General features: G+C 47.1%; 13 protein-coding genes and 1 pseudogene. 5 read left to right on the top strand and 9 right to left on the bottom strand.

The genetic code is table 11. The features are described 5' to 3' along the window. The first annotated feature begins 10 nt into the window (after positions 1–10). The 5 genes from AC1DOV_RS16380 (at position 11) to AC1DOV_RS16360 (ending at position 9,019) form a co-directional block, all read left to right on the top strand. Positions 11–895 (top strand): carbohydrate ABC transporter permease, encoded by an 885-nt coding sequence (locus AC1DOV_RS16380; protein ID WP_477550464.1) that lies wholly within the window; start codon positions 11–13, stop codon positions 893–895. Between the two features lie 80 nt (positions 896–975). Beyond that, the gene (locus AC1DOV_RS16375; protein ID WP_477550463.1) at positions 976–2,640 is read left to right on the top strand and encodes an extracellular solute-binding protein; all 1,665 of its coding nucleotides are present in this window, start codon (positions 976–978) and stop codon (positions 2,638–2,640) included. A gap of 144 nt (positions 2,641–2,784) precedes the next feature. Next, positions 2,785–4,623, top strand: coding sequence for a sensor histidine kinase (locus AC1DOV_RS16370; RefSeq protein WP_477550462.1), 1,839 nt, complete (start codon positions 2,785–2,787; stop codon positions 4,621–4,623). A 3-nt stretch (positions 4,624–4,626) separates the two neighbouring features. Then, on the top strand, positions 4,627–6,198 hold the full coding sequence (locus tag AC1DOV_RS16365) for a response regulator transcription factor (protein ID WP_477550461.1): 1,572 nt from the start codon (positions 4,627–4,629) through the stop codon (positions 6,196–6,198). A 193-nt stretch (positions 6,199–6,391) separates the two neighbouring features. Beyond that, complete coding sequence (locus tag AC1DOV_RS16360) at positions 6,392–9,019, top strand: family 16 glycosylhydrolase (protein ID WP_477550460.1); 2,628 nt, start codon at positions 6,392–6,394, stop codon at positions 9,017–9,019. Positions 9,020–9,390: 371 nt separating this feature from the next. Here the strand turns inward: AC1DOV_RS16360 and AC1DOV_RS16355 are convergent, their stop codons facing one another. The 9 genes and pseudogenes from AC1DOV_RS16355 to AC1DOV_RS16315 all read right to left on the bottom strand — a co-directional run bounded on the left by AC1DOV_RS16355 (position 9,391) and on the right by AC1DOV_RS16315 (position 15,706). Next, on the bottom strand, positions 9,391–9,678 hold the full coding sequence (locus AC1DOV_RS16355; protein WP_477550459.1) for an alpha/beta-type small acid-soluble spore protein: 288 nt from the start codon (positions 9,676–9,678) through the stop codon (positions 9,391–9,393). A 438-nt stretch (positions 9,679–10,116) separates the two neighbouring features. Further along, positions 10,117–10,248: pseudogene (locus tag AC1DOV_RS16350) on the bottom strand (tryptophan synthase subunit beta); the annotation flags it as partial. A 109-nt stretch (positions 10,249–10,357) separates the two neighbouring features. Then, positions 10,358–10,798: an SRPBCC family protein gene (locus tag AC1DOV_RS16345; protein ID WP_477550458.1), complete on the bottom strand. Its 441-nt coding sequence runs from the start codon at positions 10,796–10,798 to the stop codon at positions 10,358–10,360. A 4-nt stretch (positions 10,799–10,802) separates the two neighbouring features. Continuing rightward, positions 10,803–11,243 (bottom strand): SRPBCC family protein, encoded by a 441-nt coding sequence (locus tag AC1DOV_RS16340; protein ID WP_477550457.1) that lies wholly within the window; start codon positions 11,241–11,243, stop codon positions 10,803–10,805. Continuing rightward, on the bottom strand, positions 11,240–11,746 hold the full coding sequence (locus tag AC1DOV_RS16335; RefSeq protein WP_477509596.1) for a MerR family transcriptional regulator: 507 nt from the start codon (positions 11,744–11,746) through the stop codon (positions 11,240–11,242). Before AC1DOV_RS16335 ends, AC1DOV_RS16340 begins: the two co-directional genes overlap by 4 nt. Before the next feature lie 277 nt (positions 11,747–12,023). Further along, positions 12,024–12,542: a DinB family protein gene (locus AC1DOV_RS16330; protein WP_477550456.1), complete on the bottom strand. Its 519-nt coding sequence runs from the start codon at positions 12,540–12,542 to the stop codon at positions 12,024–12,026. A gap of 56 nt (positions 12,543–12,598) precedes the next feature. Next, a complete protein-coding gene (locus tag AC1DOV_RS16325; protein WP_477550455.1) occupies positions 12,599–13,609 on the bottom strand; it encodes a helix-turn-helix transcriptional regulator in 1,011 nt (336 codons plus the stop codon). A gap of 52 nt (positions 13,610–13,661) precedes the next feature. Next, a complete protein-coding gene (locus AC1DOV_RS16320) occupies positions 13,662–14,735 on the bottom strand; it encodes a phosphotransferase enzyme family protein (protein ID WP_477550454.1) in 1,074 nt (357 codons plus the stop codon). A gap of 89 nt (positions 14,736–14,824) precedes the next feature. Then, positions 14,825–15,706, bottom strand: coding sequence for a helix-turn-helix domain-containing protein (locus AC1DOV_RS16315; protein WP_477509600.1), 882 nt, complete (start codon positions 15,704–15,706; stop codon positions 14,825–14,827). Positions 15,707–15,818 lie beyond the last annotated feature (112 nt).

Here is a 15,818-nt window from a genome sequence, read left to right as displayed (position 1 = left end):
GGGCAGATACATGGAAAGACGCAGAAGTTTGCGGCGAATTGGAGTATTTGAGGTGTGCAATGCGCTGCTGATGCTGGCAGTTTGCTTCATAACGCTGTACCCGATGTGGTTTGTATTTATAAATTCACTTAATGCACCGGAGCAAGCCATGCTGGGCACCGTAAACTGGTTTCCAAAGAAATTTTCACTAGCCAGCTACAGTGTTGTATTCAATGATAAAAGTCTAATGCACGGCTTCTACATTACTACGCTGCGCACGGTGATAGGAACAGCGGTACATGTGTTATTTACCGCCATTGTAGCTTATGGAATGAGCAAATCCAACTTAATCGGCCGCAAAGTCTATCTCAAAATCGCCTTGATTACGATGTTGTTTTCAGGCGGCTTAATCCCTTCCTTTATTCTGATGACAAAGCTAGGCCTTTACGACAGCTTTTGGGTATTCATCATCCCGGCTATGTACACTTTTTTTAATATGGTTATATTCATGAGCTTCTTCCGCACTATTCCCGACAGCTTAGAGGAATCCGCAAAGGTAGACGGTGCTTCTGATTATGGCGTTCTGTTTCGAATCGTATTGCCTAACAGCATGGCCGTACTGGCTACCATATCGCTTTTCTCAGCCGTCTATCACTGGAATGATTATTATCAGGGTGTAATCTACATTCGCTCGCAGGATCAGCTGCCTATGCAAACCATACTGTACAAAATCATTGCGGAGAATTCCATGTCCTTCATGCAGCAGCAAGCTATGGCTCAATTCGGCGCAAGACTGCCTGGAAACTCCATCAAATTTGCATCGATGATGGTGGCAACGCTGCCAATTCTCGTGTTCTATCCCTTTATTCAGCGCTATCTGGTCAAAGGCGTAATGATTGGCGCGATTAAAGGGTAAGTGCTGTGCGTTTCTCTAAGCGATCGTTAGCGAGGCGTATGGGACCTATAAAAAAACAGTAAAGAAAGGGTGTTCATATCATGAAGCACAACCTCATCAAGCTAAGCATGGTAATTGTTTTAGCCGTAATACTTACATTAGGCTTGGCCGCATGTACCAAATCGGAGAATAACGAAAATAAGCCGACCTCAACCCCTGCGGAAAGTACCGAGCAGCCACAAGGCGAATCAACGCCGAGCCCCGAACAGCCTGCTTGGCAGCTGGATACCAGCCCAGTCGAACTCTCGTGGTTCGTAGGCGCATCCTGGTATGCCCACAGCTGGGGAGAGAGCTTGACTTCCAAGTACGTAACCGAAAAAACAGGCGTCAATATTAAGCTCGAAGTTCCTTCTGGTGAAGCGAATGAGCATATTACCTTGATGATGACCTCTGGCAAGCTGCCAGACTTAATTTCTATGGGCTCTTGGGAAAACGCTGTCAAGAAACTATGGGAAGGCGACCATGTATATGCTTTAAATGAATTGGCAGAGCAGTATGATCCCTACTTCTTCAAGGTGGCGGGAGACGGCACACTGAAGTGGTATCGTCAAGAAAATGGCAATACGTATGGCATTCCGAATGACTCCTATAGCCCTAATCTCATGCATGAAACAGGCATGACAGCAGCCAATCAAACCTTTTTGGTGAGAAAAGATCTGTACGAGGAGATGGGCAAACCAGATTTGAGCACGCCGGAGGGCTTTCTAAATGCACTGCAGCTGCTCAAGGATAAGTATCCCGAGTATAAAGGCCAACCGATTAGTCCCTTCTTTGCACAGGGGAATGTTCCTTATGGGATGAGTGAATACCTGCAAAATCTACTCGCTGTTCCGCATGAAAAAGACGGCAAAGTATACGACCGCATTACCGATCCAGATTACCTCACTTGGCTGAAAACCTTCCGCACAGCATACGAGCGCGGACTGATTAATGTAGATTTCCTAGTGGACTCCGATACGCAAGTAGAGGAAAAAACGAACAACGCCCGCTACTTCATGATGATTCGCGAATGGACGGGAATGACGGCTGTCAATCCGATGCTGGCCGCTAGCGGGAACCCGGATTCCAACTACATTGCAGTAGATGGACCGCAGAACAGCAAGGGTGATTCTGCAAAGCTGTTCCCTGGCAACATGGACGGCTGGATGGTTACAATGATTAGTAAATCGACTAAAAATCCTGAACGTGCTATCCGCTTCCTGACGTATCTAGCTAGCGAAGAAGGCCAACGAGACTTATTCCTTGGCAAGGAAGGCGAGACGTGGGAAATGGTGAGCGGCAAGCCGCAGCTGAAGGCTGAAATGGTGAAATTGCTTGAAACTGATATTGAAAAGTTTGAAAAGGAATACGGCATTATGGATACCTACTGGATGATGCGGAACCCTGTTATTATCAACCAATGGAGACCGGAGAAAGCTCCCGTCATTAAGCAAATGGAGGACTTCGCCAATGCGCAAGCCGATATTGACAGCGGCATCTACAAAGGCTTAGATCCACTGGGTGATTCTGAGGTAGCGGTAGCCTGGTCACGCATCTCTCAAAATTGGGAGGAAGTGCTGCCTGAGCTGATTACGGCTAAGGATGAAGCAGCTTTTGATAAAATCTTTGATAATTTTCTTGCCCGCCGCGTGAGTTACGGTTTCGACAAGGTAATGGAATATCGCCAAGCCGAGCTGGATGTACGAAAAGCAAAAATGGCGGAGTAATTACATCTATACGCTATTTACTGCCGGCTGCCGAAATGGTGGCCGGTATTTCCGACTTTACTTACACATTTGTAAGTAACGCCTTGTTACCTACCAGCCGGTTTGTAATATATGGTATATTACGGAGGTAGGGAGGGCCGTTAAATGAAGTATATGCTGACCAAAATGAGAAAGCTTTACCGCAATGCCCGCATATCCCAAAAGCTGTTTCTAGCCTTTAGCCTAGTCATTGCGATCCCTGCCATTTTGGTGTCCTTTTTATTTATCCGTATACAGGAAGCCCAGTTATACAAAGACGCTATGGCCACCGGCAGCAGCCATGTCGCACGGCTGAACGAACAGCTGCGCAGCAAAATGGACATGTTTGAAAACGCTTCCTCAACCGCGCTGACACAAAAGGCATTCGTGGATTTTATCCACTCCAATATGCGCGGGGATGGCCTCCGCCTCGTGAAATTTAAACAAAATCAATTTGAGCAGATGCATAATATCATTGAAAGCCATGAGATGATCAGTGAGCTCAGCTTTTATGTCGATAACCCTAACCTGTTCGAAATTTGGCCTGAAATCTATCATTATGACAAGTTTTGGCCGCAGGATTATTGGGAGACCCTTCGAGATGAAGGCGGCGCAGCATACCGCCTGTTTGCTTTTAAGGATGGCGAGCATACGCTAGCCTATTATCGATTGGTACGGCTTCAGGGCCAGCAGAATAAGTTTCCTACCATTATGGAAATTCGTGCCGAGCACAGCGTATTTTTCAACGACCTGCTGGAGGAGAGCGGAGGAGATTTCTTCTCGGTTGTCATGGACGGAACCAACCCTTCAAAAAATATATACAATCCGCAGCATCTATTTTCTCAAACCGCTGGGGAGGGGCTGAACAGTATCCTTGGCAGTATTCATCGGCAGCTGGACGTACTTCAACAGGATAGCCCCATGAAGGTCCAAGTAGGAGATCAAACCTACTACGCGCTTTATCGTTATATTGCTCCACTGAACGCTTATGTTGTAGATATTGCTTCCCATCAAGCACTGATGAAGGGTCCGCGCAGCTGGTATGCCTTTGTGGTAGTGATTGCTTTATGTGTATTGCTCCTGATCATGCTGCTCGTATCGCATACGACCCGCCGCATTTTCCGCCGATTGGACAGCGTGTTATCTTCTATGCGTCAGGTGCGGAAAGGCCAATTGGATGCGAAGATTAATATCGGCCTAGATGAACACGAGACCGGTGATGAAATCGATGAAGTAGCCATCAGCTACAACAAAATGCTGGACGAAATTAGTCGTCTGATGACGCAGGTGGTGGATAAGCAGCTCATTGCCAAAAACGCACAGCTGCACTCGCTCCATTCGCAGATCAATTCTCACTTCTTGTATAACGCGCTGGAATCCATTCGGATGCTGGCGGAAGTTCAGCAGCAGCCTGCAATCGCCGATGCGCTCGTATCGTTAGGCTCACAGCTGCGCTACAGCATGCAGTGGCGAAGCGATACCGTCGCCCTCCGTGAGGAGCTCGCCAACATTGAAAGCTATATCAAATTCATTAACTTTATGGAGGGCGGCAGCATCGTATTGACGGCGGATCTCCCGCAGGAGGTGCTTCACTATGCTATTCCTAAAATGTGCATGCAGCCCATCGTTGAGAATGCGGTTCATCATGCGGCACCTTTAGGCGGCAGTGTACACATACAAATGACCGTACAAGTCGAGAATGACAGCCTATTACGAATTGAGATACGCGATGACGGTGCGGGTGTTGATCCGAAGATGCTGGCTAGCCTGCAAGCTGTGCTGAGCGGCGATTCAGATACGCCAATTGTGACCAGCAAAAACGGCCTCGGCCTCGAAAACGTGCATAAGCGCCTGCAGCTTCATTATGGCAAGGGCTGCGGTCTTTCAATTGAAAGTGTGCAGGGCGCTTATACCTGTGTAACCTTACGTTTGCCTTGGGAAAATGTGAATCTTGGAGGATGGTAGGGCATGATCAATATTCTAATTGTAGATGATCAAAAGCACATACGCGATGGCCTGCAGGCCATGCTGCGCCAATTTCCACTGCAGCTTGATGCTATTTATTGTGCCGCTAACGGAATTGAGGCGCTGCACTTATTGCGTCAGCATAACATTCATCTGGTGATTACCGATATTATGATGCCGGATATGGACGGACTGGCGCTAATGGAGCAAACCAAAGAAGAGCATCTCAACGTGGATTACCTCATAATTAGCGGCTATAGTGATTTTGCTTATGCCCAGAAAGCCATTGGGCTTGGGGCAAAAGGCTACCTGCTCAAGCCGGTAAAACGGGAGGATCTGCTTACCGCAGTAGAGCATATTGGTCAGGAAATAAAGGCACGGCAAGCCCTTTCCCGCAATATGGAGCATATGTCCCGCCGCGCTGAGGAGACAGACCGTAAAGAGCTTTGCATGTTTATGCAAGGCGCAGTGAACGATGAGGCATGGATTCGGCAGGTTCAGCAGCAAAACCCAAAACTTTGGCATAATTACCGTCTGTGCCTGCTGCGGGAAGAACTGTGGATCAACCAACCGGGGGCAGACAGTGCTCATAGCATCGAATCTATTGCTTACCGTGTCTATGGCAGTCAAGGATATATATGCCTGCAGCACCGCCCATACCTGATTCTTGCGGTCGATGCGGCCACAGATACGAATGCTTTGCCTGCTGCACTTAAGGCAAGTCAGATTGATGCCACAGCGGCTATGACAGGACCGCAGCAAGGTTTAAAAGGGCTGCCAGGAAGCTATACACAGGTGCTTGAACTATATCGCCATAGCTACTTGTTCCCTGATAAGATGTGTATCCTACCCGCGCATATGGAGAGGCTGGAGTCGCAATGGGAAATTCCCTATGAAGAGCTATATGCCCTGTTTCAGCTTATTGGCACCAAAAACAGCGGGAAGATTGCCCAAGGCATTTCTACGCTATTCCACAAAAATGTGCTGCAGCGTTACCATATACGGTACACGCAGCAGTTATGCAGCGCAACGGTGCAGATGCTGGAGGAGTATGAGCGGGTGATCCGTCCCTACATGGGGGAAGAGGCGCTTGATATTGAATGCTTGCGGAATCTATTCGATTATCCGGGCATTCGAGATTATATTCAGGCGCTGCAGCAGCAGCTGCTTCGGCTGAATCAGTTTTATTATGATTACAAGTGCAGCTATCGCAAAACGCAGGACTTAAATGAAGCCATTCGTTTTATACACGAGTGTTATCATAAGCCGCTGGATCTCGCGATGGTATCTAACCACGTATCGCTTAATTACGCCTATTTTTCCAACCTGTTTAAAAAGAACATTGGCAAAGGTTTTGCAGAATACCTGCGCGATGTGCGATTAGATAAGGCCCGCCGCTTACTAGCCGAAACCGATCATAAAATTATCGAGGTAGCCACAATGGTTGGGTATGAAAGCTACAAAAGCTTTACAAGGGCATTTCGCGATGTTATGAATATGCAGCCCACGGAGTACCGGCAGCTGATGCGGCGGAAGCTTGAAAGAGAAGGAAAATATCAGGGCAAAGCACTATGAGCCTTCGAAAATAATCAAAATCCAAAAAATTGGGTCATAACAAAAACAAATGGACCTTTCCAGCTGTTAATTGTATTCGATAGAATAAAGGTGCACTCCAATGTAAGCGGTTTCCTCCGAGTACTTACAGAATCAATTACCTCAAAATAAAGGAGCCGCAGGGGTAACCATATTTTATTGAAGGAGGACAATAATGAAGGTACTTCACCATTCACAGAAACGGTTTAAGCAGAAGGTACTGAGCCTGTTCTTGGCGGTAGCGATGATGGCGAGCGTCGGGCTATTGCCATTTTCGAAAATTCAAACCGTCGATGCAGCAGGCACCACCGTTACCTCTATGGCTTACTTTTCAGCAGGAGACGGGCCTGTCATTTCAAAATCAGGGGTTGGGCAAGCGAGCTACGGTTTTGTTATGCCTATTTTTAACGGGGGCTCCGCCACATGGAACGATGTTTCCGATGACGTAGGCGTAAATGTGAAAGTAGGGGGCAACTGGGTCAATATTGACAGTGCCAGCGGCTACGTCTATAACCAAAACTGGGGGCATTGGAACGACAGCGGCACGTATGGCTACTGGTTCACTCTCTCCGCAACAACAGAAATTCAGCTGTATTCTAAAGCTAATGGAACGGCCCTTAACTACACGTTTGTGTTCCAAAATATAAACAAAACAACGATTACGGCTATGACCCCTACCCAAGGGCCACAAATTACAGCAGGCTTTACAGGAGGCGCAGGCTTTACTTATCCTACCTTCAACAATAATCCAGCCATTATTTATGAAGCCGTAGCGGATGATTTGAAGGTGTTTGTAAAACCCGTAAACAGCAGCACTTGGATTGATATCAACAATAATGCTGCTAGCGGTTGGATCTATGATAGCAACTTCGGCCAATTCACCGAAGGAGGCGGCGGCTTCTGGTTTACGGTAACAGAGTCTATTAACGTAAAACTTGAATCAAAAACCTCTTCGGCTAACGTCATTTATACGATAACCTTTAATCAACCCATTCGAAATTCATATGTCATTACTCCCTACGATGGAACAACCTTTACGGCAGATTCGAAAGGCGTCATAGGCATACCGCTGCCAAAAATTGATGGTGGCGCGCCAATAGGCACTGAGCTTGGAAAATTCGTCTACCAAATTAACATCAACGGGCAATGGGTGGATATGGCGAACTCCAGCCAGAGCGGATTCTCATATTCCGGCAATGGTTACAATAACATGTCCGATGCCAATCAGTGGGGATATTGGGCCGACTATATCTATGGCCTTTGGTTCCAGCCCGTCCAGGTGAATATGCAAATTCGAATCGGCTACCCATTGAATGGGCAAGCAGGCGGAAGTGTTGGCAGCAACTTCGTTAACTATACCTTTATCGGCAATCCGGATGCTCCCCGTCCAGATGTATCCGATCATGACGATGTGGCAATCGGAACGCCAAGCGACCCAGCCATTGCCGGCATGAATCTCATCTGGCAGGATGAATTTAGCGGTACAGTGCTCAATACGAACAAATGGAACTATGAAACCGGCTATTATATCGGTAACGATCCCAACAGCTGGGGCTGGGGCAATGCAGAGCTGGAGCACTATACCAATAGTACACAAAATGTATTTGTACAGGACGGAAAGCTGAATATCCGGGCGTTGAACGATCCAAAATCGTTCCCGCAGGATCCAAGCCGATATGCTCTATATTCCTCAGGCAAAATAAATACGAAAGATCATCTATCCTTCCAGTACGGCAGAGTGGATATTCGCGCGAAGCTGCCTACAGGCAATGGTGTATGGCCCGCGCTCTGGATGCTACCAAAAGATTCAGCTTACGGTGCATGGGCCGCATCTGGTGAAATTGATATTATGGAAGCCAAAGGACGTTTGCCTGGCACAACTAGCGGCGCCGTGCACTTTGGCGGACAATGGCCAGTGAATCGATATATTGCTGGGGAATATCATTTCTCGGAAGGGCAAACCTTTGCCAATGATTATCATGTGTATACGATGATCTGGGAAGAGGATAACATTAAATGGTACGTGGATGGGGAATTCTACTTTAAGGTCTCCAGAGACCAATGGTACTCCGTAGCTGCACCGAACAATCCGAACGCTCCATTCGACCAACCTTTCTACATCATTATGAATCTCGCGATCGGCGGTCATTTTGATGGCGGTTTAGCACCAAGTCCATCTGATATTCCTGCGACGATGCTGGTGGATTATGTGCGGGTTTATAAAGAAAACGGTGGCCAAAATCCTACGAACGTGCCTGTTACCGGTGTAACTTTAAACCAGAGCACTGCACAGCTGCAAGTAGGACAGAGTGTACAGTTAAACGCCACTGTTGCACCCTCTAATGCAACAAATAAACAGGTCACTTGGAGCGTTTCGGGTGCCAGCATCGCTTCCGTAAATCAGAACGGTGTGGTGACAGGGCTCGCTCCAGGAACAACAACGGTTACGGCAACAACGGTTGACAGCAACAAAACAGCCAGCTCTACCATCACGGTTGTACCTGCGCCATCAACCGTTATCGTCATTGGCGATGCGGTGCGGGGCCTGAAAAAAGCAGGCAATAACTTGACGTTTTATGTGAATGGCGCAACCTTTGCCGATTTGCACTATAAGATAAATAACGGTGCACAGCAAAACGTAGCCATGACCTCGTCAGGAAACGGCAACTATACTTACCCTGTAAACAACCTGCAATCTGGGGATACCGTCGAATACTTCTTTACCTATAATCCGGGACAAGGCGCGCTGGATACTCCTTGGCTCACCTATATTCATGGGGTAACTCAAGGAACACCGGAGTAAACCGGAGAATCCTGGCTAGACAATTCTTTACTGGCCTGCTAGGAGTAGCACGCGAGGTCATTTGATAGGTTCTTTAACAGGCGAGGGTGAGTCTTCCCCTCGCCTGTTCACTTTGCAGCCATCTCTCTCATTGGAGGCCAATGAGCAACTAAACATGGAGCAATCTCTTTTATAGAACCGGATTATCTGTCACTTGGAGATTGCGGTTGGCTGGATGCCCTTAGAGGAAAAGCATGCAACGAACGTCAATTATATCTAAGCACTGTTCGCTGTATCACTTATTTTTTTTTGAAAAAAGGCAACCAATGGGTGCCTTTTTTATCATTCTAGATCCCAACCCGGCAGCCGTGTATCCATGCACTCATAATTCTTCAGGACTGCTCCCTGTTCGCAATCTGCTCTTGGGCGAGACGGATCATTTCCCGAACCATGGAACCGCCAATTTTGCCACCGACATGGCCCACTGATTCCGTAGTCAATTGACCATTGTTTCCTGGATGCAAAGGCACTCCAAGCTCCTTCGCCACTTCGTATTTTACGTCGTCCGGTTGATTCGGATTCACGGCATAGCCTTCGCGTTTCATTACATCTGCTTTGAAAGCTTGCATCCCCTGTTCAACCCCAGGCACCGCATATTTTCTCCTTCTTCTTGCCATCATACAACACTCCCCTCGATATTTTCTCTCTAACTTGCCCGGAAGCACAAAAATTCATCCCTCTTCCGCATCAGCACGAGAAATGCAGGACCATCAAACAGTTGATAAACTGTTGAAATTTATACGCACGACCGCAGTGGAAAATATCTTGGAGAATCTTTGTTTTCCTCTATACTCGACTTCTATTGGCCACCTACCATGAAACATAGAAATTCGACCTACTTAGAGCACAGCTCAGCTTAACGGATCAATCGTCGAAAATTATAAAAGGAGCAGCCGCAGCATGCTCCTTTGTTAGTGTTCTAATGAATTCTTACTTCATTTTGCAAGAGCTTTATCCATTCATTTCGAGACAAAGATTAAATTTATTTTTCCAATAATCTCCTCATTCAATTTGACAGATGTATCTGCTAATAATTGGAGGAGCACGGATTCAACAAATCTTTGCGGTTGGCCTTCCTCGTCCAGAAGTACTAAGTTCTTGAAGCCGTGAATGATGCTGGGGAAACTCTAGGTTAATGCTGGTGCTTTGTCGGGTTCGACGCTAATCAAGCAGACGCTCGGCTCGTCAATGTTACCATGCCAGAGTCGGGCATCCTCCTTACGTAAAAATCGCCGTCCGATTCCCATCAGAGAACGTGAATGGCAACAATTTTGGAGTCATCACGTAAGTGGCAGTCCTTTAATAGACCAATTCCGCCAGCACCTTGCCAAGCCGGTCAAGCAACTGCTCATTAGCTTCTATGCAGATCGGCTTAGATTTTTCAAACTCTTCTTTATCCTTGAAACGTTGACGGAAGGTGACTCTGGTGCTGCCTTCAATGCTCTCAAAGGCAGCCGTTATCCGAAATTCGTGACCGGACACATGATCAAGCACAATCCGCTCTGACGGTACGATTTCAACAAAGACGTTATGGTTAGGATAATCCACTCCATCCGGTCCATGCATGATGAACCGCCATGTGCCTCCCGGCCTGATATCACACACTTGATTCGTATTTGTGAAGCCTTGCGGCCCCCACCACTGGGCTATCAAATCGGGGGTTGTCCAAGCTCGAAACACGAGCTCCCGCGGGAAATAGTATTCGCGAGTAGTTATAAGTTCATTTTCAACTTTTGTCATGTTCCTACTCCCCGTCTACTGTTTTTCCAAGTGCGTCCAACATGATGTTTGTACCATGCTCCCGTATTTCTAGCGTATCGTGTCCGTCAAAGAACGCACCTTGCTCCGTGAAAATCAGCTTTGTACCGTCCTCCACTTTAATAAGCTCTATCGTTGTAATCGAGACGGAGATGCGCGTGCTTCCCGAATTCAGCGTGTACGTGTAAACAATGCGCTGCTCTGGAACAAGCTCCTGATAGTAGGCGTCAAAGGTAAAAACTGGCCCTTCCGGCGGCCCGCCGCTGCTGTACTCACGCCCGCCGACCTGAAAATCGAAGATCTCTGGCTTCGAAAACCACTTCGCTTTGACAATTGGATCGGCCCATGCGTGATAAACCCTCTCCGGTGAAGCAGCATAAGTCCGCTCGACGACAAAAGTTCCATGTTTGACAAATCGTTCGTTCATTGATTTTCCTCCTTATGTTTTGGACTTCCACTCTCTTTGGCAAGAAAGTCCCCTAACAGGCTCAAATGTCGCTCCCAACTCATTTGCCGTTCAATGACCGGTTTCTCGAACTCCATCTTCATCGCTTGCAGAAGGCTCGTGAAATCTTCAACTGTTAATTCCGCTTGACCTTGCATAAGCTTGGATACATGTCTTAGCTGCTCCAATAGTTTCTGCTGTCGTTTGATCTGTTCTTTGATTTGATTGATCTGCAGGTTGACGATCTCAAGCGGGCTGATCTGCCCGCCACTTAAGGCCAGCTTAATCTCCTCGAGAGATAACCCCAGCTCCTTAAGCGATAATATCTGGTGCAAGCGTGATAAATTCGATTCACTATATAGCCGATGACCCGATTCTGTCTGGTCAGATGGCGATAACAAACCGATTTGATCATAAAAGCGCAGCGTTCTTACGGTCAACCCCGTCAGGTTGGCGAGATCCCCGACCTTCCAATGTTGCTTCATTAACCATCTCCGATCTTTGGCGCTAGCTATATACCGGTAGCTCTATTGTAAAACATTACGTTACGTAAGGTGCAAGTGGAATTGTATTTCTCTCCCAATCTTTTTTGCGTCGATGATTTTGAACACAGGTTATTTTGTCTAATGGCGAAAACTCCGCCGCGGCGCTATTTTATGCAATTGTAATAAAAAAATACGCTTGGGGTTCCAAGCGTATTTTTGTGTTTTTTTATTTTCTCTCTGCTTCAGACGAATATCGCTGCCGCTCGTTCCGCTCGATTTACTTCTGACTTTCCTGTTGGTTCAGCAAATAAAACAGATAATCGGTCGGGAACCCCGCATATCCTTGCTGCCTCAGCATCGCGGTCACATTGCCCCGATGATACGTCCCGTGGTTGACCACATGCTGCAGAATCTCAGAGAACCGCGTATTGAGACGACCGTACTTCGGATGCTCGATCGTCATCTCCTTGTCCGGGTCTGGCGTTCGCTGCAGCAAATCTCGGTACTGTTCGGCGACGCCGGCGAACAGCTGCCGTGTCTCGTCCACTGTTTTGCCTTGCGCTTGCTCCGCCCAGACCGACATCCTCGGAAAAATGTTCTCGTTCGAAACTCCCGCGAGCACACACAGATAAAGCTGTTCGAACAAGTACATATGCCCGAACGTTTGTGACACGGACGGGAAAACGCTCGTCACTTCCGCATGGAACACATCCTTCGGAAGCTGCTCTAGATGTCCGAATAAACGCTCGTTCGCCCAAACGTGATAATCGTACAATTGATGCGTTTGTTTAAGCATGGGTGAATCCACCTTCCTTTGTTCATCGTCGTTCGGCTGCTGCAGCCTTTCCACTATCATACACCGGGTTCGCTGACAACTGTTGTCAGCGAAGTACAATCGGAATCGTCTGCATAATGCTTTGCGATTCCTATCGCTAATTCCTGAATGCGATATTTCAGATCCAGCGGCTCCCGAATGCGAATGGCCGTGCCGAACGTCATCAGATACATTGGAAGGTACTTGTTCATTGTTGGGATATCGAGCAGGAACTGCGCCTCTCGGTCGGTCCGTTCCGTCAAATAGTGGCGCATATGCCAGTGTCCGCAAACTGCGTTCAACGTGACGGGGTCCCCCTCGATGCGAATGACTGTCAACGGTCCGTCCGCTTCTCGTTCTCGCTTGGACTGGTCATGGAAATAGGCGGACGCAGAGAAGTGCTCCGGTTTTTCGAACCGCATATCGGTCGGCTCCAGCCGTGCGATACGATCCACGCGGAACGTCCGAGCCGCTTGCGCACGATGGCAGAACGCGACAGCGTACCATTCGTTTCGGACATAAGCCAGCCCGTAGGGATCGATGTTACGTTCGTCGGCCTGTTCCGTATTTGGTTTGCGATAAGTGATGCGCATTGTTTGTCCGTCATCCGCCGCCTGCTCCAGGTCTCGCAACAACGGAACGACGGAAGGTGGACGCGACGGAGCAATCACATCCATGCCGCTCGTCTGACGGGTTAGATCGTGAAGCTGATCTTCGTGCAGCCCGTTCTCCACTTTCTTCAACGCGCTTTCCAGCTGTTCTGTATACGGATAGCCAGCGCCTTGCGTAAATTTAAACGCGTCTACAAGCGCCTTCAGCTCTAAGGGATTGAAGAACAATGGTGTCTCCTTGAAGCTTTCCATAATGCGAATGCCGCCGTCATGGCCCGATTCCGCGACGACCGGCACCCCGCTGGCGCATAGTGCGTCGATATACCGGTACACGGTGCGGACGCTGATCTCCAAACTGTCTGCAATCTGCGCGGCGGTGAGCTTCCTTCCGGATCGCAGCATCCATAGCATAGACAGCATGTTATCCCATTTTGCCATAGTGACAGCCTCTTTTCATCGCGTAATTGAACCTCATTTCACTTTGTAAAAACTAAATATTTCGTTCCTCATACTCAAAGGGTTCTTCGCAAGAGTACATTTCATGAAAAAACCCTTTGTACGGGATATCGTCTTCCAAACATTTTATAAGATACGACAGCTCCTCATCACACTTTGGTTCCTCACCGTTGTTCTGCATGACCTCGAATGCGTCAATAATATTTTCCAAGAGATTTACTTTGATAAATAAAGGCACCTTATCCAACGCCGAATCTTCGAGCTTGGTCTCGGATCTGTATCCCGCGAGGACTGTTTCAAAATAATCATCCATAAACTTTTTACGTTTACCGGCGTCTGGCTCAAATTGTATCCAGCCCACTCCGCTTGTCCAAAGGCCTGCCAAGTCAAACATATACCAACCGAAACATGAATTATCGAAATCATATACGGTTATTTGTCCGGTATCAAAATCGATGGAATAATTCCCATCGTTGTAATCAAAATGGAGCATTCCGAAAGTATCCTCGTTGCTGTCCAATCCTTTTAAGGTATTAAGGAGCTCTACCAGCTTCTCTTTAAGCAGAGGTAAGGAGTCTGGTATCCGCTTATCAATATATTCAGCATTGTATTTGTCAAAAAAACTATGCCGACGATGAACAGGCATATACCCTTTCGATATTTGATGCAGTTTTCCCAGGACTTTGCCGCAATTATAATAACATTCGGTAATTGGAGCTCCTTCTCGGTACTGATAATTATTTTCTACAAGCATTTTTCCCTTAGCCTTTTCAAACAGACAGACAAAAAAGGTGTGGTTATTATGTGTAATCTCCTCCAGCAGATTCCCATTCCGGGAGCTGATTACATTTGAGACACTTCCCCCATGCTCGAATAAATATCTAACATACTCAACTTCTCCCAGAAAATCTTCCCGGCTTCTGTCAGGTAAAAAAGCGATTCTAAGGATTTTTGCGTCGGCGCCCTCTTTCACACAGGTATATACGACATTCCTTCCTCCAGCATGTGCCGGAATCAGCTGAATTTCATAGCCTTCTAATCCGAACAACTCCGATACTACTGTAAGCAAATAGGTATCACCGATTGAAACAACCTCGTTATAATTCATACAAGTTCCTTTCCGCACAAACATTTATTTTTTCTTACTCTATAAAAAGAACGTACCACAATAGCGGCACGCTCAATGGACTTTTTTGATCATTTTACTCTGATGGGCGCAAACCATTCCATCTGACAGTACTCGCCATCGTATGCATCCGTGTCGATTTTTTCTACGAAAAATTCGCGATCCAGAAGCTCATATTTCCCTTCGTTCTCCTTTGCAAGCCTATTGATAGCATGATATAGCGCCTCTGCGCGCAGTTCACTAATCTCCTCATAATGATGGTTCCCTATATAACGAAAGCCGACGCATAAGGAAGCAGGGACGGTGTCACCTGAAAAGCCGTCAGGAATATCGTTCAGATTCTGTACGCGTATAGACGGTAGATAGTGCGTCCAACTAAGTGATGGATCAAGTGTCTTTGTTAGACCATAATAAATATTGGGTTCTACTGGATTTGGCACTTTATGCCGATTGTTCCACCAAAACTGCTTAGCAGCCTCGGGCGCTTTTGTCGGCGCTTCAGCAATTTCAATTCGATACATTTGCCCAATTAAATGAAACGATGGCATCATGACCATATTCGGCCCGTATACCAAGTTTCCGCAAACATTGTTTTTCGGAAATAGATGAAGAGGAGCTGTTATATGAATGTTTCTTCCGGAATGTCTGCATTCGCCAGGCGTAAGCCCATATTCGCGTTTAAACGCGCGTATGTAGGTTTGCTCATGTTCATAACCACATTCGATTGCAATGTCGAGAATTCGTTTCTCGGTAAGCATCAAATGCTCCAAGCTCGCGGCAAGCTTTCGAGAGCGGATATAGCTTTGTAGCGGCACGCCGAAAGCGAACTTGAAGAGTCGACGCAAATGAACAATGGAAATCGGGAGATCGACCAGATATTCTGCCTCCCTAGTACCAGAAACATTTTCTTCTATTCGTGATAGAAGCTCAGACAAAAGCTTGTATAATTCCATGCAACACTCCTAGAATTTGATTGTTCCTTATCATTAAAATACATAAGGACTATTAGCAAAATTATACCATGATATGGAAAACGTTGTTGTTTTCTGCATATAAAAAAGGGGC

The organism is Paenibacillus sp. 01T47 (assembly GCF_056398245.1).
Note: the sequence above shows the minus strand (reverse complement) of the source record. Positions and strands in the feature narration are given on the sequence as shown.

What these genes read in the sequence shown, in the direction of transcription:
- AC1DOV_RS16380 (WP_477550464.1), top strand. Translation starts at nt 11, where the DNA reads ATGGAAAGACGCAGAAGTTTGCGGCGAATTGGAGTATTTGAGGTGTGC.
- AC1DOV_RS16375 (WP_477550463.1), top strand. Translation starts at nt 976, where the DNA reads ATGAAGCACAACCTCATCAAGCTAAGCATGGTAATTGTTTTAGCCGTA.
- AC1DOV_RS16370 (WP_477550462.1), top strand. Translation starts at nt 2,785, where the DNA reads ATGAAGTATATGCTGACCAAAATGAGAAAGCTTTACCGCAATGCCCGC.
- AC1DOV_RS16365 (WP_477550461.1), top strand. Translation starts at nt 4,627, where the DNA reads ATGATCAATATTCTAATTGTAGATGATCAAAAGCACATACGCGATGGC.
- AC1DOV_RS16360 (WP_477550460.1), top strand. Translation starts at nt 6,392, where the DNA reads ATGAAGGTACTTCACCATTCACAGAAACGGTTTAAGCAGAAGGTACTG.
- AC1DOV_RS16355 (WP_477550459.1), bottom strand. Translation starts at nt 9,678, where the DNA reads ATGATGGCAAGAAGAAGGAGAAAATATGCGGTGCCTGGGGTTGAACAG.
- AC1DOV_RS16345 (WP_477550458.1), bottom strand. Translation starts at nt 10,798, where the DNA reads ATGACAAAAGTTGAAAATGAACTTATAACTACTCGCGAATACTATTTC.
- AC1DOV_RS16340 (WP_477550457.1), bottom strand. Translation starts at nt 11,243, where the DNA reads ATGAACGAACGATTTGTCAAACATGGAACTTTTGTCGTCGAGCGGACT.
- AC1DOV_RS16335 (WP_477509596.1), bottom strand. Translation starts at nt 11,746, where the DNA reads ATGAAGCAACATTGGAAGGTCGGGGATCTCGCCAACCTGACGGGGTTG.
- AC1DOV_RS16330 (WP_477550456.1), bottom strand. Translation starts at nt 12,542, where the DNA reads ATGCTTAAACAAACGCATCAATTGTACGATTATCACGTTTGGGCGAAC.
- AC1DOV_RS16325 (WP_477550455.1), bottom strand. Translation starts at nt 13,609, where the DNA reads ATGGCAAAATGGGATAACATGCTGTCTATGCTATGGATGCTGCGATCC.
- AC1DOV_RS16320 (WP_477550454.1), bottom strand. Translation starts at nt 14,735, where the DNA reads ATGAATTATAACGAGGTTGTTTCAATCGGTGATACCTATTTGCTTACA.
- AC1DOV_RS16315 (WP_477509600.1), bottom strand. Translation starts at nt 15,706, where the DNA reads ATGGAATTATACAAGCTTTTGTCTGAGCTTCTATCACGAATAGAAGAA.